Origin of the sequence: Photobacterium swingsii (assembly GCF_024346715.1) — a bacterium.
GTDB lineage: Bacteria > Pseudomonadota > Gammaproteobacteria > Enterobacterales > Vibrionaceae > Photobacterium > Photobacterium swingsii.
The window spans coordinates 875,615-895,476 of record NZ_AP024853.1; the positions used below are offsets into that span (position 1 = coordinate 875,615).

17 protein-coding genes and 1 riboswitch are annotated in these 19,862 nt (G+C 43.9%); of the genes, 9 read left to right on the forward strand and 8 right to left on the reverse strand.

The features are described from left to right. Positions 1-58: 58 nt before the first annotated feature. The 3 genes from OCU77_RS21300 to OCU77_RS21310 form a co-directional block, all read right to left on the reverse strand. Complete coding sequence (locus OCU77_RS21300; protein WP_048897618.1) at positions 59-1,447, reverse strand: sensor histidine kinase; 1,389 nt, start codon at positions 1,445-1,447, stop codon at positions 59-61. Further along, a complete protein-coding gene (locus OCU77_RS21305; RefSeq protein WP_048897617.1) occupies positions 1,441-2,115 on the reverse strand; it encodes a response regulator transcription factor in 675 nt (224 codons plus the stop codon). Before OCU77_RS21305 ends, OCU77_RS21300 begins: the two co-directional genes overlap by 7 nt. 156 nt (positions 2,116-2,271) lie before the next feature. Beyond that, entirely contained in the window at positions 2,272-3,186 is a 915-nt protein-coding gene (locus tag OCU77_RS21310; RefSeq protein WP_048897616.1) for an SDR family oxidoreductase, read from the reverse strand. Positions 3,187-3,341: 155 nt separating this feature from the next. Between OCU77_RS21310 and OCU77_RS21315 the strand changes: the two genes are divergently transcribed. Then, positions 3,342-4,226: a LysR family transcriptional regulator gene (locus tag OCU77_RS21315; protein ID WP_048897615.1), complete on the forward strand. Its 885-nt coding sequence runs from the start codon at positions 3,342-3,344 to the stop codon at positions 4,224-4,226. 72 nt (positions 4,227-4,298) lie between these two features. Here the strand turns inward: OCU77_RS21315 and OCU77_RS21320 are convergent, their stop codons facing one another. After that, positions 4,299-5,828, reverse strand: a complete 1,530-nt coding sequence (locus OCU77_RS21320) for an amidase (RefSeq protein WP_107302611.1) — start codon at positions 5,826-5,828, stop codon at positions 4,299-4,301. A 149-nt stretch (positions 5,829-5,977) separates the two neighbouring features. Between OCU77_RS21320 and OCU77_RS21325 the strand changes: the two genes are divergently transcribed. Further along, positions 5,978-6,856, forward strand: a complete 879-nt coding sequence (locus tag OCU77_RS21325; protein WP_048897613.1) for a LysR family transcriptional regulator — start codon at positions 5,978-5,980, stop codon at positions 6,854-6,856. Between the two features lie 36 nt (positions 6,857-6,892). Here OCU77_RS21325 and OCU77_RS21330 read toward each other — a convergent pair whose 3' ends face one another. After that, positions 6,893-7,333 carry an Lrp/AsnC family transcriptional regulator gene (locus OCU77_RS21330; RefSeq protein ID WP_048897612.1) on the reverse strand — a complete coding sequence of 147 codons (441 nt, stop codon included), beginning with the start codon at positions 7,331-7,333 and terminating at the stop codon, positions 6,893-6,895. Between the two features lie 158 nt (positions 7,334-7,491). Between OCU77_RS21330 and OCU77_RS21335 the strand changes: the two genes are divergently transcribed. Then, entirely contained in the window at positions 7,492-7,923 is a 432-nt protein-coding gene (locus tag OCU77_RS21335; RefSeq protein ID WP_048897611.1) for a DUF2000 domain-containing protein, read from the forward strand. Positions 7,924-7,987: 64 nt separating this feature from the next. Here the strand turns inward: OCU77_RS21335 and OCU77_RS21340 are convergent, their stop codons facing one another. Then, complete coding sequence (locus OCU77_RS21340; RefSeq protein ID WP_048897610.1) at positions 7,988-8,686, reverse strand: ferredoxin reductase domain-containing protein; 699 nt, start codon at positions 8,684-8,686, stop codon at positions 7,988-7,990. Positions 8,687-8,734: 48 nt separating this feature from the next. Further along, a complete protein-coding gene (locus tag OCU77_RS21345) occupies positions 8,735-9,322 on the reverse strand; it encodes a cyclase family protein (RefSeq protein WP_048897609.1) in 588 nt (195 codons plus the stop codon). Positions 9,323-9,620: 298 nt separating this feature from the next. On the opposite strand from OCU77_RS21345, the gene OCU77_RS21350 reads away from it, so the two are divergent. From OCU77_RS21350 to OCU77_RS21370, 5 genes are all read left to right on the forward strand, one after another. Beyond that, complete coding sequence (locus tag OCU77_RS21350; RefSeq protein ID WP_048897608.1) at positions 9,621-9,980, forward strand: c-type cytochrome; 360 nt, start codon at positions 9,621-9,623, stop codon at positions 9,978-9,980. A 15-nt stretch (positions 9,981-9,995) separates the two neighbouring features. Continuing rightward, the gene (gene ccoN / locus OCU77_RS21355) at positions 9,996-11,405 is read left to right on the forward strand and encodes a cytochrome-c oxidase, cbb3-type subunit I (protein ID WP_048897607.1); all 1,410 of its coding nucleotides are present in this window, start codon (positions 9,996-9,998) and stop codon (positions 11,403-11,405) included. Beyond that, the gene (locus OCU77_RS21360; RefSeq protein WP_193391641.1) at positions 11,406-12,020 is read left to right on the forward strand and encodes a cbb3-type cytochrome c oxidase subunit II; all 615 of its coding nucleotides are present in this window, start codon (positions 11,406-11,408) and stop codon (positions 12,018-12,020) included. Then, the gene (locus OCU77_RS21365) at positions 12,017-14,173 is read left to right on the forward strand and encodes a cytochrome c (RefSeq protein ID WP_107302610.1); all 2,157 of its coding nucleotides are present in this window, start codon (positions 12,017-12,019) and stop codon (positions 14,171-14,173) included. The genes OCU77_RS21360 and OCU77_RS21365 overlap by 4 nt, the downstream gene beginning before the upstream one ends. Before the next feature lie 127 nt (positions 14,174-14,300). Next, a complete protein-coding gene (locus OCU77_RS21370) occupies positions 14,301-14,687 on the forward strand; it encodes a hypothetical protein (RefSeq protein ID WP_048897605.1) in 387 nt (128 codons plus the stop codon). Between the two features lie 77 nt (positions 14,688-14,764). On the opposite strand, the gene OCU77_RS21375 is transcribed toward OCU77_RS21370, so the two are convergent. After that, complete coding sequence (locus OCU77_RS21375; protein WP_048897604.1) at positions 14,765-15,769, reverse strand: adenosine deaminase; 1,005 nt, start codon at positions 15,767-15,769, stop codon at positions 14,765-14,767. Positions 15,770-15,868: 99 nt separating this feature from the next. Further along, positions 15,869-15,968, reverse strand: a riboswitch (purine riboswitch). A gap of 243 nt (positions 15,969-16,211) precedes the next feature. On the opposite strand from OCU77_RS21375, the gene OCU77_RS21380 reads away from it, so the two are divergent. Then, on the forward strand, positions 16,212-19,835 hold the full coding sequence (locus OCU77_RS21380; protein ID WP_107302609.1) for a hypothetical protein: 3,624 nt from the start codon (positions 16,212-16,214) through the stop codon (positions 19,833-19,835). Positions 19,836-19,862 lie beyond the last annotated feature (27 nt).

Here is a 19,862-nt window from a genome sequence, read left to right on the forward strand (position 1 = left end):
GCAGTAACAGGCATCGTATGCAGGTCAATATAGTCAACAAGCGGTTACCAACCGGTTATCAAGGTGAGAAATAGAGCCTTGCAGTCACTTGGCTAGAATTGGTGTCCATTTCATAGCGGTATTGTTTTTTCAGGCAAATCTTCTCAACCAGATACAGACCAATTCCATGAGATTCATGATCTTGTGAAATATCACTATCATGCGTATTGTCATTATTTGCTGAACAAACAGAGCCATCATCAGGGCTATCAACAGGATTACTGATCATAAATAGGTTGGTACTGGCGGTGATGCGGATCGTGCCTTGATGTGAATACTGTATCGCGTTACGGATCAGGTTCTCTAACAATAAATGAATGACAGTGTCGTTCGCTGACACTTCAGCTTGGCGATCAATATTCTCATCATCAATATCAACATTTTTGTCTTGCAGTAAATATCGATTATCTTCAATAACTTTACTGATCACCGTCGCTAAATTAACGCGTGAAATAGGCAAAGGAGCTTCGTTCTTTCGTGAAAGCCATAGCAAGGTTTGTACTAACTTTTTCATATTAGTCACCGCATACAGAATGCGCCCCGTTGCCCTTTCTGCACCTTTAATCAGTTTAGTATTTTGGGACGAATGACTCTGTGCTAAGTCGCTTTCTGAGATTGATTTATATTCAGATCCACTTCGGGTTATCACCCTTTCTAATAATTCAGCACTTGAAAGGATAATCGCAATGGGGGTTCTTAATTCATGGCTAAGCGTGCGCAAAAAGAACGCCTCGCGCTTGATAATGTCCTGCTCTCGCTGTCGATTGAGTTCGACGCTATCGACAATACTGTTCAGCTCGGTGTATTTGAGTTCTTTTGATGCAGGTTGAGGAGACTTACCTGGATGGGTGATCCAGTTAAACATTCTTTCAACGGGATGGAGTAAGCGCCAGTATAGAATTGATGTAAAAAGCACAATGGTGGTAATAATTAGAATCAGGCCAATTGCGATCAGAACCAGATTTCCTCTCTGGATTTTATAATCGTATTTTATTTGATTTTCTAGGTCGTCATAATAATTCAGAATAAGATAAACGGGCTTATCTAAGCGCTTAATTGAGTATTTCATTGCATAGATATAGCGTTTATTTTCCCCATCATCGTATACGTATTTTTCTATCATTTGACGATTTTTCATCTCAGTCCAAGCAAAGCTCTGGCGAAGATAATTTGGCATCGAGTTAAAGTCGTTATAAATACTGAGCATCCCACTATCAACAGCTGAAGGTAAAACGCCAGATTCATCAAGGGTACGCTCTAACAACGCCCCTTGGTAAATCATAGTATTGCGCGTATCTGTACTGATCCCATAATTAACGTTAATAAACATTAAAGAAGCAAACAGCAAAATAAGTAATACGACAAAAACACTTAGCAGCTTTATCACCTCTTGCTTGATACTCAGCATGGGTGATTACCTCTTAGAACAAAGCCAACTTTAGGGACAGATTGAATCAACGCATTCGCAAAAGGTTTGTCGACCGACTGCCTGAGTTTGTGAATTTGGACTTTTAAATTGTTTGCACTGATTTCTTCCCCCCACACCTCTTGCTCCAAGGCTTCTTTAGTCACAATGGCAGGGCTATGTTGAGCAAGCACGAGCAGTAGTTTCCAACTTAATGGCGAGAGTGCGAGTGGAGTCTTCCCTCTGTAAGCTTGATGCTTATCTAGATCTAAAGTCAGATCTTCGATTTGCAACCGTGACGAAACCTGCCCCTTACTGCGCTTAACTAACGCGTTGAGCCTAGCGTACAACTCAGCCATCGCAAAAGGCTTTGTTATATAATCGTCCGTGCCAGCATCGAACCCTTCAAGCTTATCCTCTAACGTATCACGTGCTGTCATCATCAAGATAGGGGTTGAAATCCCTCTTTCTCGTATTGTTTTACACACACTATAGCCACTCAGCTTAGGCAGCATAATATCCAGCAAGATCACATCATACGTATTTTCTGTCGCCAGTTTTAAACCAGACTCGCCGTTATAGGCAAAGTCGAGTTCAATATCATCGAGTTCAAAATAATCACTCAATGCCGAGGCGAGTACCTTGTCATCTTCAATCATCAGAACAATCATTTTTCTCTTAGCCTACTCATAATGTTCATTCCCCCCGCAAAGATAACATAAGCATAGTTATCGCTGGGTTACCGTGGTTCACACTGACTCAATTTCACCTCCCTCAGATGCAAGAAAGGGGCGATAAAGCCCCTTTCTGTCAGTGTCACAATACCATTACATATTCGCGAGCTTTTGTAGTTCCGCTTTATTCTCCTCAAGCCAAGATTCAAAGCTTTGCGGTTTCTTACCTGTTAGCGCTTCAAACACATCACTCGTACCATTGGACAATCCCAAACGGTTATGATGATCCATGGTAGTACAGAGTGACACTATCGGTGCTGGCAAACCAAATGACTCAAGCTGCGCCTGATATTCTTCATCAGACAAATGCACCATATTGATACTTGTACCTATCACGCTGTCGATGACTTTCGCCATCTCTGCATGAGTAAGTGCTTCTGCGCCATGCATAGGCAGTGTCACTTTACTCTGATGCAGACCCTTAGACTGATTACCTTTGACTACAGCAGTTGCCGCCGCATAAGCTAAATCTTTACGAGATAGCTGAGCGATACGTCCTTCCCCCGCGGCAGATAACCAATGACCCGTCTGTAGAATGCTAGCGTAGTAGTCAGGAAGGTTATCGAAATACCAGTTATTTTGCATAACCGTTGCGTTCGGAATAGCGCTATCAAGAATCGCTTGCTCAGTTGCCTCATGCTCATGAGCAAAGACTACTGGTGACTGTGTAGGTGCTAGCATTGAAGTATAGGCAATGTGTGTAACGCCCGCTTTTTCTGCTGCTGTTACCGCATTTAAATGCGCTTGAGTACGAGGTCCTGACGCATCTATGCTAATCAAAAGCATACTATGCGCGCCATGAAATGCTTGCTCTAACGCATCAGGGCTTGAAAAGTCCGCTTCACGTACATCAACGCCCTTATCCGCTAACTCAGCCAAACTTTCCACGTTACGAGTCGTCACTATCAATTGATTCGGCTTCACATCAAAATCATTCAGTAAATAAGACACCACTTGCTGTCCGAGTTTGCCCGAAGCACCTGTTACTAAAATTTTACGATCTGACATTTTTATTTCTCCATCTCTTTATTCTCTATAGAGCGAATCAAATCACTGAGTTAAGTGCTTGTCGCTGTTGATGGAGTCACTATATCGTTTATGTCTTGATAGATAATTAGTGCTTGGATAAACTCATTGTTAATTGCCACTAAACAATAAAGTCAATGATCTCACTCGATGACATGATGGTGTTCGCCAAAGTTGCGGAAAAACAGTCTTTTACTCAAGCTGCCGATGAATTAGGGATTGGTAAGGCGCGAGTTTCTCAAATTATCACCAAACTTGAAAAATCGCTCAACACCCGATTGTTGCATCGTACAACTCGTTCACTGTCTTTAACCGATGCAGGTGCCAGATATTACGAAAAGTGCCGAGCTATTAGCGAACTCGTAGCAGAAGCAAATAGCGAAATCCTCGAAGTGGATCAAGTACCGAGTGGCACTATTCGGATCTCAACACCGAGTACAGCAATGGTGAATATACTGAGTGAATTTCTTCATCAGTACCCTGAGATTAAACTGGATATTATTGAAAGTGATAGCTATAGCAATTTGATTGAGTCTCGGTGTGATATTGCCCTGCGCGCTTCCTCGGACCTGGAGGATTCCAGTTTATATGCCATTAAGCTAGGCTATTTTTGCGACATGTTATGCGCTTCGCCGACTTACCTTGCGAACCAACAAAAAATTGAAACCAGTGAAGATCTACTGCATCTTGATTGGATCAGCCATCATATTGTGCATGGCGACAAGCAACTAAGGCTAACCAACCACCGCGGTCAGGTCACTTTATTACCTCACTCGCCAAAAGTGCAAGTTCGTACTTCTGCATCAGTAAAAGAGTTTGTATTGAATGATCTGGGTTTTGCCATTATGCCAAGTTTTACGGTGAAAAAAGAACTCGCACAGGGCAAGCTTATTCGGATCTTACCTGACGTACATGATCTACAAATTCCAATTTACGCGGTATATCAAGAAAAGGCACTCATGCCCCTTCGAATAAGAACCTTAATCGATTTCTTGAAACAGCATGAAGAGGCTTTTGGATAAAAAAATCAATAGAACAAGGCCTAGCAACACGAAGATGCTAGGCCTTGATTTATACCAACCTAACGAAAATAGTTATTTAACACCTTTAGGTAGGTTGTCCCCTTTGTAGAAAGTCGGAGCCCCTTTACTGTATGCGCCAGCGACTTTTACAACAGTGGCAGTATCATCTGGCTTACCGATAATTTGCATACCAAATGGGACCCCATCAGGGCTTAAACCCGCAGGTACACTTGCTGCTGGTAACCAACCAAGTAAGTTAAACGGCAGTGTATACATCATTCCAACAGCATTATCATAGGTGTGGCCATCTTCTTGGATGGGTGCATCTGTAATGAAGTTATAATCCGCAGGAACAGAGACTGTCGGCATTGTTGGTGCGATAACTAAATCATACCCTTGTGCATAGACTTCAGATGATAATTTAGTCCACATGCGTTGTACTTCAGCTTCCGTTTTGGCTTGAGATTGTGGGCCATAGTGATGCTTCTTTGCTTTTGACAACAAAGCGCCAGTATAGGTTGTCATTTGGTCAGTATGATCACCGTATGCTTCAATCATTGGCGCTCCCATCGCGCCTGAAAATGCTAGGTTAGACACCCCTTCAAGAAGGCCCATTTTCATATCAAAGTCAAAATCGACAACATCTACCGTCGCACCTTGTTTACGCAACACTTTAATTGCATCCTCCATGCCATCAGCAACATAATCAGCCATTGGACTGGTTCCCATATCGCCAATATAGGCAATTTTCATCCCTTTTAAAGACTCAACGGCTTTACTGAGTTTTTCTTGTTTACCCACTGTTGGCACCGACCACTGAGCATCTGGTCCTGACATTACGTTATACATCATCACCATGTCTTCAAAACTACGTGCGATTGGACCGCTGCCAGAAAAATATGAATATAACGTCGCGTTAGGCACTGTAAATGCCGCAGGCTTTAGACCGTACAACCCATTAAATGATGCAGGAATACGGATAGAGCCTCCCATGTCAGAGCCCGTTGCAATAGTCGCGTAACCCGCGGCCAAAGCGGCACCTGAACCACCAGACGAACCACCGACTGCAAAATCTGGATTCCAAGGATTACGAGATGTTCCCCATGCATCGGTGCTGGTTATCCAATTAAAGTAAAGTTCTGGTACTGTCGTTTGAATAACAGGAATCGCCCCCACCGCTTTCAACTTCGACACCATAGGATCTGCATGTGTCATTGGCGCGTCATCCATATGTAGCTTTGAGCCAAATGTCACTTTCATACCAACATCATGATGCTCATCTTTCACCGCAAAAGTCACACCTTCCATCTCACGGTAAGTACCATCTTCGTATCGTTTAGCAGCTTGTTTTGCCGCAGTTAATGCTTTATCCCAGTGCGCATAAGTAACCGCATTAACAGTGTCATTCGTATTTTCGTATTGTGCTTTTTGCGCCTTCAACACATCGACTGGAGAAATCATTCCACTTTTGAACAACTCAATTTGAGTGTTCGCTGGCATGTAAGCCAACTCTTTCTGTGAAAATTCTGCAGCGAAAGACTGCCCAGCAATCATCGCTAATGCAATCGGGGTTAGTTTTAATGCCGTGGTAAGTTTCATCATATTCTCCAGTCTCAAACTTGTTAGCCGTAAGCCGTTTCAATGACGCTATCTTCTAGCAAAACATCTTTTGTTGCCACGCACCCAAGAATAGGTTTAACCTACCCTTATCACTCTAATTAAAGATTTCGAATCATAGTGAGACGTAATTAATGGCGCGATCATTTGAACAATTAGAAGCATTTGTCGAAAGTGTTGAAGCTGGTGGATTTAAAGCTGCAAGTCGAAGAATTGGCAAACACGCAGTCACAATCAGTGGCTTAGTCGCAAAACTAGAATCTGAACTTGGATTTGAACTCTTCACCCGTAAACCGAGATCGCTAGAGCTAACAGAAAAAGGCACTGAGTTATATAACTACGCAAAATCGGCAATGCACGAACTCGAATATTTCGACTCTAAAGCCGATAGCTTATTAAATGGTATCCCCAGTAGCTTAACCCTGGCAATTGATCCATCGCTGTATAACGCTGAACTTATCGATATTTATAATCAGCTTTTTAAGCGATTCCCTACTTTGGACATGAAGATTTTAAGTGGCGATCCCTTATTAATCCGAAACTGGGTATTAACAGGGCAAGCCGATGTGGGATTTAGCATGACCACATTAACTCAGCACCATGAGCTGTCTGTTGCTCACGCTTTTTCTTTTGCTATTACTATGGTTGCCCACCCTCAGCTTGATATATCCCCTTCACAGGTTTCACAAAAAACATTGCGCCGACTGCCACAAGTCTCTTTAAATTACTTTCATGAATTGGGGCTCAAAGAGGTTCACGAAATCAGCCACCGCATCACCCACTGTACAAATATGCACGATATACTGGCGATAGTTAAAGGCATCCCTAGCTGGACGGCTGCACCTAAATTCTTAGTTGATGACGATATCGAGAAAGGATTACTGAAGCCTTTCACTTTGGATGGCGGGCAATTTGCTGATTGGCATGCTGAAGTGTTATGGCGTTCCGAAAAGACAGTCAACGATGCCATGGCATTTTTCATTGATCGTGTCTTAGCAATGCCCAAACGATAAAACGTGCTGATTGATTAGCGCAGCACGCATCAACGATTAGCCCGCTTCTTTTGGGCTATCCATTACGACCATGGTGGTAATCGCATTCACTTGCGGGATCTCACCCAGCACATCCGCATGAAAACGTTTGTAAGCCGACAAATCTGCCGTTTCTATACGCAACAGGTACTCACTCACACCTGTAATGTTATGACACTCTTTCACTTCAATAGCATGTCTAACGCTCTCTTCGAATGCTAACTGAGCGTGCTTACTATGGCTTGATAACCCAATAGTGACGTAAGCGATAAAACCCATTCCCAATTTATTTCTATCCAATACTGCGCGGTAACCTTTGATTACCCCACTACGTTCAAGCTCTTGCACCCGACGTAAGGTCGCAGACGTTGATAAACCAATTCTTTCTGCTAACTCGACATTTGTCAGCCGACCATTGGATTCAAGTTCACGCAATATTCTATCGTCAAATCTATCCATATATTAATTTCATTGTGAATTGAACAGCACATAAGCCAAATATAGCAATAAAATTTACCTTATTGCGCATTAAAATATCAAACGTAACTTACTTATGGTTATACACTTTTTGGTTACCATAAATCGAATAGCACACAGCGGAAAGAGGAAATAACACGATGACATCGGTATCTAGTGAGAACGAAAAACGATTTGTCGCAGTATTAAACAAAAAAATAGAACTAGGCCGCTCTCTCAATGTGTTGGGGCACTTAAGTGTTGGACTGACTAACCAACTGGAAGTAAATGAAGCGCTGTTTGTTGATTACCAAGATGGCGACGGAGGCATTCACCCAAGCTTGTCCCACTACCCTTTTATTGTATTAAAAGCAGATAACTCAAACAAAATCAGAAAAGCACGTGAACTAGCTATCGAGCAAGGCATCAAATTTACCGACTTTACTCATACTATGATTGAGGGGGGATCAACGGTTCAGCAACACACCACCAGCCAAACCAAAGAACAAGAACTCGAATACCTTGGCATCGCCTTTTTTGGCGATAGCGAAGCACTTAAAAACATTACCAAGAAATTCAGCTTGTATAAATAAATGCATTTATTGATGTAAATCAGGTACAAAAGCGTACCTGATTTATTTTAGTTTCGATCAAAATCTATGACAACGCATCGGAATAAAGCGTTAAACGGCCTTCATATTGGCGCTCTAAATAAAGAGACGCTGCTTGCACCATTTCATACCTTCCGCAGATATACACATCGGGCAAAGCCCAAAAGTCAGCATCTTGATAAACGATGTCCAATAGCTTGCCTTGGCGAGTAACGCTATCGGCTGACGTAACTTCTGTCACTGGTATGTAATGAAAGTTCGTATACTCTTTCGTCAATCCCATTAGATAATCATGCTCATACAGATCACTTTCACTGTATGCACCCCAATAAAGCGTGAGATGACGCTCTGGGTCTTGGCGCAGTGCTGCCTGCAAGATGCTCCGCGCATACGTGTAACCTGAACCACCAGCGATCAAGATGACCTTAGCTTTAGTCTCTCGAAGCCAAGCATTACCTTTGGCTGTTTCAACCTTCACTACGTGCCCCCGCTCGAAGCACGACTGAAGATACTTCACCCCCGCAAGTAGAGAACTTTGCTCTGAAATTCCACCTAAGTGCAATTCAAATCGAGAATCCCCCATCGGCATACTGGCTATTGAAAACGGCAGTTTGCCACTCTCGCCAAGATCAATCGAAACATATTGGCCGGCTTTAAACTCAAATTCTCTATCCGCTTGTAAACAAACCGCCAGTGTTTTTGTATTTAGGTAAGTTAAGCTCACAACCTTACAATGTATTGTCATCCTAACGCCTCCCTATCAATAATTTGCCATTTCACGAAACCTAAACACTTACTTATCCAACTTGGTATGGCTTAACACAGTAACGTCGCAACGCTTACCCGTTGAAGCTGATGTCGGATCAAAACGAATGTCTAACGAAACAATGGAGCTAAGCATGGCTTGAGTGAGACAAACATTTTCAATCACAAAGCAATTGTGCTCTTCGCAGCGTTTATCAAACGAAATATGCTCGTCGCCATGGGCACCAATACCGTAGCTATCAATCACGATAAATTGCGGCGCTTGTTTCAATATCGCATCGAGCACATCGCTATCAAGCACTGTCGATTGCGCGCCATAATTTGGGTTGCCATAACCATTCTTCTCGAAGTTACCGGTATAAAGCACAAGTGACTTACCATCTAGTTCCAGCCCTTCAATCTGATCAATCGTCGGCATCGCGTCTGAGCAGTCAAGAATATGAACATCTGTTTGGTAGTTTGTTGCAAGTGGTACCTTGGTATAGCAATCAATGTGAGTACCAATGTGACCCATAGCATTGACTGAATCTGCTTGAGCTTTAGCCCACTGATAAGCTGGATGCTCTTCGTTAATCTCAAGGCTGATGTTTTTTGAATGTAAATCGCTTCGAGTCATTGTTGTTCTCCTCTTTAGTTGATGGGGAGAATTCTAGCGATCAAACAAGAGCTCCATTACAAACATTAAGACAAAAAACATCAAAATAAGGACTTCTAGCCTATAGCGGTTTCGACAAGCATTCTGTGAGGGCAAAAGAATGGTTAATTTGGCTATACGGATTTACCAAGTGATCTATTCTTAAAACTCGTTACGTACTGAAAAGAGCTAAATGCATTTATTCAAAGTAAGTCATGCAATAGCGCGCTTAGTGTCAATCTATTTACGACAAAATCTGCGTACACCTAAAGGAGCTGTGATGCGTTTTAATCAGTTCAAATGTCATTCGCTAGCCACACTTTCAATACTTGCTGTCACGGCGGCCTTTTCCCCAACACTGCTTGCCTCTGAAAATGAACAGTTCGAAATTGGTAAACAAAAAGCCAAAGTTTGCATGACATGCCATGGGGCGGACGGTATCTCCACTCAAGATCCTTACCCTAACCTTCGCGGTCAAAAAATGGGGTATCTCATTTCTTCATTAAAAGATTATCAAACCCGTGAGCGTACAAGTGGACTCGCTGTGCTGATGCAGCAACAAGCAGATGCTCTGTCTGATCAAGACATTCGAGATATTGCCTATTTCTATTCTCAGCTCGGTAATGAATCACAACCTTAAGCAAAGAGGCTTGTTATGGAACCGGTGACAACGCAGTACAGCATTAAAGTTGTGAAGTATTTCATCCTCGCGGCTTTAGTGTGGGCAATTGCAGGCATGACTATCGGTGTTATTTTGGCCGCGCAACTCTATTGGCCATCACTTAATTTCGACTCGCAATATTTTCAGTTTGGCCGACTCAGACCACTTCATACATCGGGTGTTATTTATGGCTTTGTGGTCAACATTCTGATGGGAACGTCGCTTTATATCGCACAACGCACAGGCCGTTGCGAAATCTTCAATAAAAGCCTGTCGTGGATGGTCTTTTGGGGCTGGCAACTTGTACTGCTTCTTGCACTTATCTCTTTACCCGCAGGCTACACCACATCAAAAGAGTACGCAGAATTAGAATGGCCGATCGACCTCTTGATCGTATTGGTTTGGGTACTGTATGCCGTGTTATTTTTTGGCACCATCGCAAAGCGTAAGGTTGGTCATATCTTTGTGGCTAACTGGTTTTTTGCCGCTTTTATTATCGTCATCGCCATGATTTTCATCGTGAATAACCTTGCGATACCTGTCTCAGCCATGAAGTCTTATTCGGTGTTTGCAGGCGCACAAGACGCCATTGTCCAATGGTGGTGGGGACATAATGCGGTGGGCTTTTTACTAACTGCAGGGGTAATTGGGATGAACTATTACTTCATTCCTAAAGCCGCTGAGCGGCCTATTTACTCATATCGCCTATCTGTCATCCACTTTTGGGGGTTAGTCGGTTTTTACACTTGGGCTGGCACCCACCATCTTATTTATTCTTCAGTACCGGTTTGGGTCCAAAACATCGGAATAGTGATGTCGCTGATCTTATGGCTTCCCTCTTGGGCTGGCGCTTTCAACAGTGCAATGACCTTGCTCCAAAACAAAGAGAAACTGAAATCTGACTATATTCTGCTGTTCTTTTTCTCTGCCATTCTTTACTACTGCCTTGCCACATTTGAGGGACCATTATTGGCGATCCGCTGGTTTAATATGGTGGCACACAACACTGAGTGGGTCATTGGTCACGTCCACTCTGGCGCCTTAGGTTGGGTCGCCATGTCAGGGATCGCGGTTTTCTATTACTTTATTCCTCGCTTGTGGAATAAAACCGAATTGTGGTCACAACGCTTGATTAAATGGCATTTCTGGCTAGCACATGCAGGCGTAGCCATTTACGCAATCGCGCTATGGGTAGCTGGCATAGGTGAAGGCTATATGTGGCTGGCTCAAAACGACAATGGTGAACTGGTATATAGCTTTATTGAGGCCATGGACTTCAAAGCACCATGGCTATTTCTGCGCTTCTTCGGGGGAGCACTCTTTGTGCTTGGCTTACTACTAATGGCGGTGAACTTATACAAAACCGTCCGTATGCCTGCAGTATTTGTGGCAAAGGAGGCCTAAATCATGAGTAAAGATTTCACCCACTCCCTTGTCATTTTGATCATAGTAACCCTTGTGGTGGCTTCGTTTTCATTAGTGGTTTGGGTTGTACCTAACATTGTTCGCGGTGATGATATTGCCAAAGGCAGCCTAGCCAAACCCTTTACCGCTATCGAACTCGCAGGCCGCGATATTTATATCAGCGAAGGTTGCCATGTGTGCCACACCCAGATGGTGCGTCCGCTTGATCCCGAAGTAAAACGCAATGGTCGCCCAAATCAAGAAAGCGATGATATCTATGAGTTCCCGAACTTATGGGGATCAAAGCGTACAGGGCCCGACCTGACCAACCTCGCACGCAAATACTCAGATCAATGGCATGTGCTTCATCTTGTCGACCCAAGGCAAGTTGTCCCAACCTCCATCATGCCTGCTTACCCTTGGCTATTCGAACAAATACTGTCTGGTGATGACATCAGTGCAAAAATGGAAACCCTCAGAACACTCGGTGTGCCCTATACCGACGAAGAAATCGGTGATGCGAGGTTACAAGTAAGAGGAAAAACCAAAGGTGAAGCATTAATTCGGTACCTACAAAGCCTTGGTAAAGATACATCACAGGAGGTATCGCCATGAGTAGTTTTTGGGCGCTATGGGCCGCTATTTTCACGCTCATTTTCTTTGTACTGATGATTTCTGTTATTGTGAAATATTGGCGCAGTAACCATCAAGCGGATCAAAATCACACCATAGGTAGCTTCGATGGCATCGATGAAAAAGACGCACCACCGCCAAAAATATTGTTTATCAGTTACGCTATCGCATTCGTATTATCTGCTGGTTATCTTGTCTTGTATCCAGGCCTAGGAGAGTGGCAAGGGCTCATTGATTGGCAACAAAGTGATGATAGGCTGAGCTCACCCAATACCAGTTTGGATCAACAATTTGCACCACTCAATGGCGCCAGCTTAGCTAAGCTAGCTGAAAACCCAGAGATTATCACAAGCGGACAAATTCTATTTCAAACCCACTGCGCCGCCTGCCACCGTAATAATGCACAAGGGCAAAAACATTTCCCTAACCTCATCGATCAAGTTTGGTTATATGGCGGTACTGATGAAGCCATTCTTCATTCGATTGCGAAAGGTCGAAATGGCGCTATGCCTGGCTGGAGTGAAGTCCTTCGCCCCGATGAAGTCGCTAAGATATCGTATTACCTTGCCTCGTTAAATCAGCGTCATACCGACGTGCCCGAAGTCAAAGTCGAACTGGGTAAAACCTTATTTACTCAATACTGTGCATCTTGTCATGCCGACGGCTCAGTCGCGAATCCACAGCTTGGTATACCCGATCTTTCAGACGATATTTGGCTACATGGCGGTAGTATTGAAGAGATCCAACACACCATTAACTATGGCTTAAATAACCTCATGCCGGCATTCGAAAGCCAATTAACAAATAATGAAATACGTGCTTTAGGTGCTTATATTCGTCATGCCGAATTTACACAGCAAGTGAAATTAGCAGAGCTGGAACAAAAACCTGTCGAACGAGGTAAATACCTCGCATACGCAGGTGACTGCGTGGCTTGTCACAGCGCTGAAGGTGGCGAACCATTTGCGGGTGGGTTGCCTTTTGTGACACCATTCGGCACCGTTTATTCTACCAATATCACACCGCATGCCAGCGAAGGGATTGGGGAGTATGACTTTGACGATTTCCGCGATGCGCTCGTTCGTGGTAAAGGCAAGAAGGGATACCTCTACCCAGCAATGCCTTACACCTCTTACCAATACCTCACCGAGCAAGACATGCTCGACTTGTGGGAATACATGCAATCGATCACTGCGGTTTCACGCCGTAACGATGACAACAGCATGATGTTTCCGTCGAACATTCGCTTAGGGTTACTAGGCTGGAATATCGTATTTATGGACACAGATCCAATCGACTATAGCGTACCCTCTGAGTTAATAGACCAAATTCAAGATGTTGAAAAATGGCAACAAGGCAAATATTGGGTGGCTGGGCTGGGCCATTGTTCGGAATGTCATACCCCAAGAAACATCGCGCAAGCCTTAATTGCTGAGCGCATTTTCCAAGGGAACCTCATAGATGGTTGGAATGCACCAGACATTACCGCCAATGAGCTATTTATCGATGGTTGGGATGAAGCGACATTGACTGATTTCTTACACACAGGTCATTCCGATAAAGGGACAGCCTTTGCAGGTATGGCCGATGTGGTCAAAAACAGCCTGAGCCTAATGACACGAGAAGATATTGAGTCTATGTCTTATTACCTACTAAGTGGCGATACAAATAACGTGATCAGCAAAGGTGCAGTGCCACTACAACCCAAAGGGTTTGATGAAACAGCTTATCAAACACCTATCTACGCTACCTACCGCCAAACCTGCGGTGCATGTCATGGTGACGATGGTAAAGGCCGCCCACCAATTGCACCAACACTGTTAAACAACGGTATTATCATGCACAGCGATCCGTTCAATACTATTGCCGTCACTGTTCGCGGGTTACAACCAACCTATATCGACAAAGATCGTAATTTTATGCCCATGGCCAGTTTTGAGGATGTACTGTCTGATAAGAACCTCGCAGAACTGATCACTTTTGTCCGTTCCAATCTTGGTGACAGGCATGAGCCCGTCACCGCGGAACACGTCAAAGAAGTCAGGGAGACCTTGGAAGCCGCAGGTTATGCTGGCGGGTTGCACACCACACCCGATATGTATGACCGACGTGACAATACGATTAATATTAAGTAGTCGGCATTCGAAATCAAATGGTCATTTGACTCATTAAGCGCACAAGAAATAGGATATAAAAGCACTTAACAAGTATATTGTGTTATGTGCCGTATCCGCCCATTAGTCAGTAGTAAGAGCAATCCAAATGTCGAATGTCGTTCAGTTCTCTATGTTCAGTGGAAGTAAGAAGACCAACACAGCCCCATCAGTCAAATCGCCAAGCCCTAAAGCGTTAAGGGAACAGGCTGCATTAAAGCAAAACAACCACTGCTACTTTTGTGGTGAACAAAAAGAAACAAAAGAGCTGAACTGGCTTAATAAGACAGGCTTTAAAGAGAAGGCTCATGTGATCTGCGGGACTTGTAGTTCAGCAGCTAAGTCACGCTCAATGGATGAACTACGAATAATCCTTGCGCTGAAAGCGATGGACTTCAGAACAGTTAAGCTCCAACAATACCTTGAGTTAAGAGAAAAGGGCGTGCAGATAGACGGTGTGCGTAAATACAAATTCTACTTTGAAACAAATGCGTGATCATGAGTTAGAAAATGCTAATCCAACAAGCTGACAGGGCTAGAGAATAAGGGCTAGCGGCCTAGCCCTTTTTATCATCAATGGTTCGCTAAATAATTTTCCACCTGAGCGCGGTAATCCGCTTTAAGTGCATCGCTGATAAAGCTACCGTTGATCGCATTGATCGTAAATTGTGCCAACTCTTGCTTACTCATTGGGTGAGCATTGCTAACGGCTAAAAAGTTATCCGTCATGTAACCACCAAAGTAAGCGGGATCGTCAGAATTGATGGTCACCGCTACGCCTTTACGAAGAAGTTCAGCGATATTATGTTGTTCCATTTCATCAAATACCCGCAGTTTAATGTTAGAAAGCGGGCACACTGTTAACGGCATTTTGCTGTCTATTAACGCTTCGAGTAACAGCTCATCTTCTACACAACGTACACCGTGATCAACACGGCTAACACTTAGCATTTCGACTGCATCGACAATATTCTGTGCTGGGCCTTCTTCTCCTGCATGAGCCACCGTCAGTAAACCAGCCTCTTTAGCTTGTTGGAACACACGTTTGAACTTTGCTGGTGGATGCCCTTGCTCTGAAGAGTCCAGCCCTACCCCAATAATTTTATCTTTATGCTTCAAGATAGATTGCAGGGTTTCTATCGCATTTTGCTCCGGCAAATGGCGCAAGAAGCACGCGATGATTTGCGAACTAATACCCAGTTGCTTATGACCATCTTGCATCGCGCGGTGAATGCCGTTGATAACGGTATCGAAAGGAATACCACGATCTGTATGCGTTTGCGGATCAAAGAAGATTTCAGTATGGATAACGTTATCGGCTTTAGACTTTTCTAAGTATGCCCAAGTCAGATCGTAAAAATCTTGCTCGGTACGTAACGCGTTAGCACCTTGGTAGTAAATATCTAAAAAAGACTGTAAATCTTCAAACTCGTAAGCTTTGCGAAGGGCTTGTGGGGATTGATATGGAATATCGATGTCATTACGTTTAGCTAATTCAAACAATAATTCTGGCTCTAGTGAACCTTCGATATGTAAGTGCAGCTCTACTTTAGGAAGACCCTGAATAAATGCGTTCATATTCTCATCCATCTTTTCTTATGATTATTGTGGATACAATTACTCTAAGAATAGGCACAGATTTGAAAAAAACGAACGCCATTACAAAGAGTAAGATCCACCGCGATCTCAACTCTTCGTAATCAGCACTTTGAGGGCGCTGGTAGAGACCCCCAAACCATATCATTGGGGTTATACGAAGCAAACGTCAGTAATTATACGCCAAAAGTGATGCTTGGCCAGAGCTTATGGATCTTCTGTGATTTAAAGCGTGTTACTTAGTATGTACTTTGGATGTCAATTAATGAATTAGAAAAGCGCACCTTTGGTCGCTTTATACCTATATAGTGAAATATTTTCGTCGAAAAACGGGTACATAGCGCATCATGAAAGATGCCCTCTTTCATCACAAATTCATTTAAGCTATTGTATTTAAAGTTATTTAAAATAAAAATCTCACCTTATGAATCAATTTGATAAAAACAAAATAATTACCCTCGATATTCAAGACCCAAAACAAATTAAAGCAGCGCTTATTCAATACCAAACGCTCCTCAATACTGACCAAGCTTTTAATAATCAAGAGTTTGATGTGGAGTTCACACATAGCAACTCTAATGAACAGCGCCGCTTACAACCTAGTGATGCAGGGCAAAACCTTGGGCTATTAAAGTCCGCGCTAGATAAAGGTCAAGAAGGTGGTTCTCACTACTACGACCATGAGATCACCGATACCACTGAAACCTATATCTCAGAGGTGATCGTATTTGCTGCCGCACTCCAATACCCTGAAATTAAAAGCACTATTGTCGATACCGCTAAAGCCATTGTTGCTTATACTCGCCGCATGAACGATACCAGTGAAATGTGGATTGATGACATGCGTGTATTTGGTGTCGAAGCGCTGTATATGCTGGCAAGCACCGATCTTCAATACACCTACCTTCTGGGACAGTTTTTCATCCCCTATTGGGACGATGAGCACGCTACCCAATATGAAAGCTATCTTGCTTCATTATTAACAGAACACGGCTGGCATCCCGCACTGATTAAAGCCTTTATTTGGTGTGACAACCCTACTTTTCGAACTGGGATGTTCATGGATGATCCCTATAGCAATGCCGTCACTTATCAGCCTTTAGGTGAGTACTTAAAAGAAAACCCAGATCAATACGACAGCTTTAAGCAGATGGTGATTGAACGTTTTCAGGCCAAACCCGTATTGTTGTGTCGCATAGATACCACTGAAGAAGATGATGAAGATTTTAGCCACCATCACCCCGTGCTGTGGCTGTACCAAAGCCTCTTCTCACACTCTGATTTTTACGACGAAGATGAAAAACTAGATACCTTTATGCAGCAAGCATTCATGGCTAGCACGCTGGAAGATGAAGCTTACGATCTAGAAGCCCATATTCGAAGCCAAATAACAGATACCTTGGTGGAAGCCTCTGAGAATGCACTGAAAGAACGTGCAGAATACCTCGCCTATCTCGCCCGTGATGAGCGTCAATACGAGCTAAATTTTGGCACCCAGGTACTCAAACCGCTCATTCTAGCCATGCCACAAGGTGAACAGCTGTGGTGTTATATCGAAAACGGCGAAGACCGCAGTGCATTGGATGCCTTGGAGGAAATTGAACTTATCCCGCTCGCCAAAGCGCATGCACCTGAAATGTCAGCTCAAATTGAAGATCACCTGTGCAGCTTTGAATATAACAACCAAGGTATTACCGAAGAGCTCAATAGTATTCTAGATTTAGTCCGTGGGGATCTGCTGACGGATCATTTTGGCGAAGAGTCGACCATTGAACATGAAAATGGCTTAATCACGACCTTAACTGTCACCGCAGACAGCGATAAAGGCCGACTGGAAGCACGTCGCCAACAATACCTGCGTGTCATTGATGTCTTTTATCACGCGCTCGGTAAACGTGAACTTCGCAAATACATGATGGAATCACTCACAGAAGGTGATGAAGACGCCCTACTGTCACGTCAAGACTGCTACCGTCGCTATAGCCAACTGCCAGCACCTGAAACAACCCCATCAGATGCTGACAATGAACCTCTCGAACCTGCACTATCGCGTGATGTGCAGTCTATCTTCTGCAGCTTCACCGATAACGATGAGATGCTGTACAGCAAGCATTTTAAGCATGTCGATAAGGTACTGCGTACCTCTCGCGACCTCAGTCGTCCAACGCACTGGCCTGAACCTCACATGGGCTTTATGGCGCTGGCAAGTTACCAGCTTCACCGCGATTTCAATGAAAACCTAGGCGATGATGTTACCGAGGCACTATTTCACTACTTAAACGAACACAATGTATGGGAAATGGCCGCCTCGCACATAGTAAAAGAAGCCTTCATTCAAGGGGCCTACTACTGTCCTGAAGACAAAGGGCTGAATGAAGCGGATGTTGCTCGCATCAAAGCCTATTTTATGACTGACAAACCAACTGAGAGTCAAGAAAGTCTATTGGCATTGCTTGAACCGCAATTATTCCGCGATGATTGCTGCCGCCGCAGTCATATCTACCTGAATAAATACAGCGAACACCAATCAGGTTACAAGTTATTCCAAGACCACGATGAAGACTTCCAGCGCTTCACCTTGATTGCATTCTGGTTACGTCAGCTGCCACTGCCCTTACGTGCACAAGCCGATCGTCTATGGCAATTTATCATTACCCTCGCCCCTGTTCGTGCCGCACGGAACATCTTGCGCGCCTACTCAGATGATTCGTGGGATATTGAGTTTGAGAACATACTTGATGACATCAACATCCAAGAACAGCTCGAAAAAGCAGGGATTAATCAGGGAATACTCAGCGCCTATGAAATGGATCGTCAGTTCCATGATACCAAGCGTTATCAACATTGGATCGATGTGTATAGCGAAATAACTAGCACTGAAACCAGCATGTTCGGCAGCATAGATCGTAAGAAAGCCGAAGCCATGCGCGACGGTTTACGCTACATCAACGAACACACAAAAATTGAGTTCTTGCACCATGCATCGCTCAAGTACCCTGAGATCCCACTCGATCTCAACCACGACTTCAAACGTGCGCTCAATATCATGGTGCAGCTGAATATTCAGTCTTGGGAACAAGCGTTAGCCTACGAGTTGGGTAAAAGCTGCTTATTCGTTGGTGACGGTGATAAGACACCAGCGAAACTACGCCTTCCTATCATCGCTGATGAAGATACGGTTCACGACCAGCCTTGCCATATGGATGGCATGAGTTGGATGGCGATCACCGTGGTGCAAAAACGCCGTAACGAACAAGGCGACGATCATCATGTCATTTTGATGGCTGACCATGAAGTTCCCCTTGAGGCCTACCATGAGTCGCTACCTCGCGGGCCATTACTGATTTTCGCAGAAGATGTCGATAGCCAAGCGCTACTTACCCGTATCGCTGAACTGCAGAATACCAAGGCGAGAATCGAACATATCGTCATGCAAACCTTGGAGTACCTCGAAGGAAAAACCGATTTCGACAGCATAACGTCACTTTATGCCGCGCAGCTGTCAGGCGAATACTTCAGTCCTAACGCTGAGGAATACACCATGTACGGTTTGAACCAGTTTATTTGGACCATGGATCAAGTGCGCCGTGATCGTTTCGCCAAGTTACTGCTCAACCATAACTACCGTGGCTTTAAAGCCATTGAAAGGAATTACGAAAAACCATGGTTGCACCATCAGCTCAGCCAAGGGGATATTGACTTTGATATCTACCTTGAACGTATTCGTGAATATGACAACGAAGCAACAGAAACAGGACTGCGTTTCTTACTCAAATGGCTAGTAGAGCTGGAAATAAACCCAGCCCACATTACGCTATTTTGTATTAAGCACTCTGACTTCGAAGCGTGTTGTGAATTTATTCATAACCATGCGCGAGGCAAGCATGGTAACTTCAAAAAAACCTTGGCCTATTTACATGCAGGTCGACGCGCACAACTGCCTGAGATTTTAAGCCAAGCAAGTGATGCTGCTATCTTGATGGAACCTCTCACTAAAGATCGCTCTCGCACTGTAAAAGAAGCCGTGGCAAATTACAGCCCAGCATAATGCAATAGCTTCATTTAAAACGCCCTT

Excerpts from the sequence above, each read along its gene's own strand:
- OCU77_RS21380 (WP_107302609.1), top strand. The coding sequence starts at position 16,212 with ATGAATCAATTTGATAAAAACAAAATAATTACCCTCGATATTCAAGAC.
- OCU77_RS21335 (WP_048897611.1), top strand. The coding sequence starts at position 7,492 with ATGACATCGGTATCTAGTGAGAACGAAAAACGATTTGTCGCAGTATTA.
- OCU77_RS21310 (WP_048897616.1), bottom strand. The coding sequence starts at position 3,186 with ATGTCAGATCGTAAAATTTTAGTAACAGGTGCTTCGGGCAAACTCGGA.
- OCU77_RS21330 (WP_048897612.1), bottom strand. The coding sequence starts at position 7,333 with ATGGATAGATTTGACGATAGAATATTGCGTGAACTTGAATCCAATGGT.
- OCU77_RS21305 (WP_048897617.1), bottom strand. The coding sequence starts at position 2,115 with ATGATTGTTCTGATGATTGAAGATGACAAGGTACTCGCCTCGGCATTG.
- OCU77_RS21315 (WP_048897615.1), top strand. The coding sequence starts at position 3,342 with ATGATCTCACTCGATGACATGATGGTGTTCGCCAAAGTTGCGGAAAAA.
- ccoN (WP_048897607.1), top strand. The coding sequence starts at position 9,996 with ATGGAACCGGTGACAACGCAGTACAGCATTAAAGTTGTGAAGTATTTC.
- OCU77_RS21300 (WP_048897618.1), bottom strand. The coding sequence starts at position 1,447 with ATGCTGAGTATCAAGCAAGAGGTGATAAAGCTGCTAAGTGTTTTTGTC.
- OCU77_RS21375 (WP_048897604.1), bottom strand. The coding sequence starts at position 15,769 with ATGAACGCATTTATTCAGGGTCTTCCTAAAGTAGAGCTGCACTTACAT.
- OCU77_RS21345 (WP_048897609.1), bottom strand. The coding sequence starts at position 9,322 with ATGACTCGAAGCGATTTACATTCAAAAAACATCAGCCTTGAGATTAAC.
- OCU77_RS21340 (WP_048897610.1), bottom strand. The coding sequence starts at position 8,686 with ATGACAATACATTGTAAGGTTGTGAGCTTAACTTACCTAAATACAAAA.
- OCU77_RS21325 (WP_048897613.1), top strand. The coding sequence starts at position 5,978 with ATGGCGCGATCATTTGAACAATTAGAAGCATTTGTCGAAAGTGTTGAA.
- OCU77_RS21320 (WP_107302611.1), bottom strand. The coding sequence starts at position 5,828 with ATGATGAAACTTACCACGGCATTAAAACTAACCCCGATTGCATTAGCG.
- OCU77_RS21370 (WP_048897605.1), top strand. The coding sequence starts at position 14,301 with ATGTCGAATGTCGTTCAGTTCTCTATGTTCAGTGGAAGTAAGAAGACC.
- OCU77_RS21365 (WP_107302610.1), top strand. The coding sequence starts at position 12,017 with ATGAGTAGTTTTTGGGCGCTATGGGCCGCTATTTTCACGCTCATTTTC.
- OCU77_RS21350 (WP_048897608.1), top strand. The coding sequence starts at position 9,621 with ATGCGTTTTAATCAGTTCAAATGTCATTCGCTAGCCACACTTTCAATA.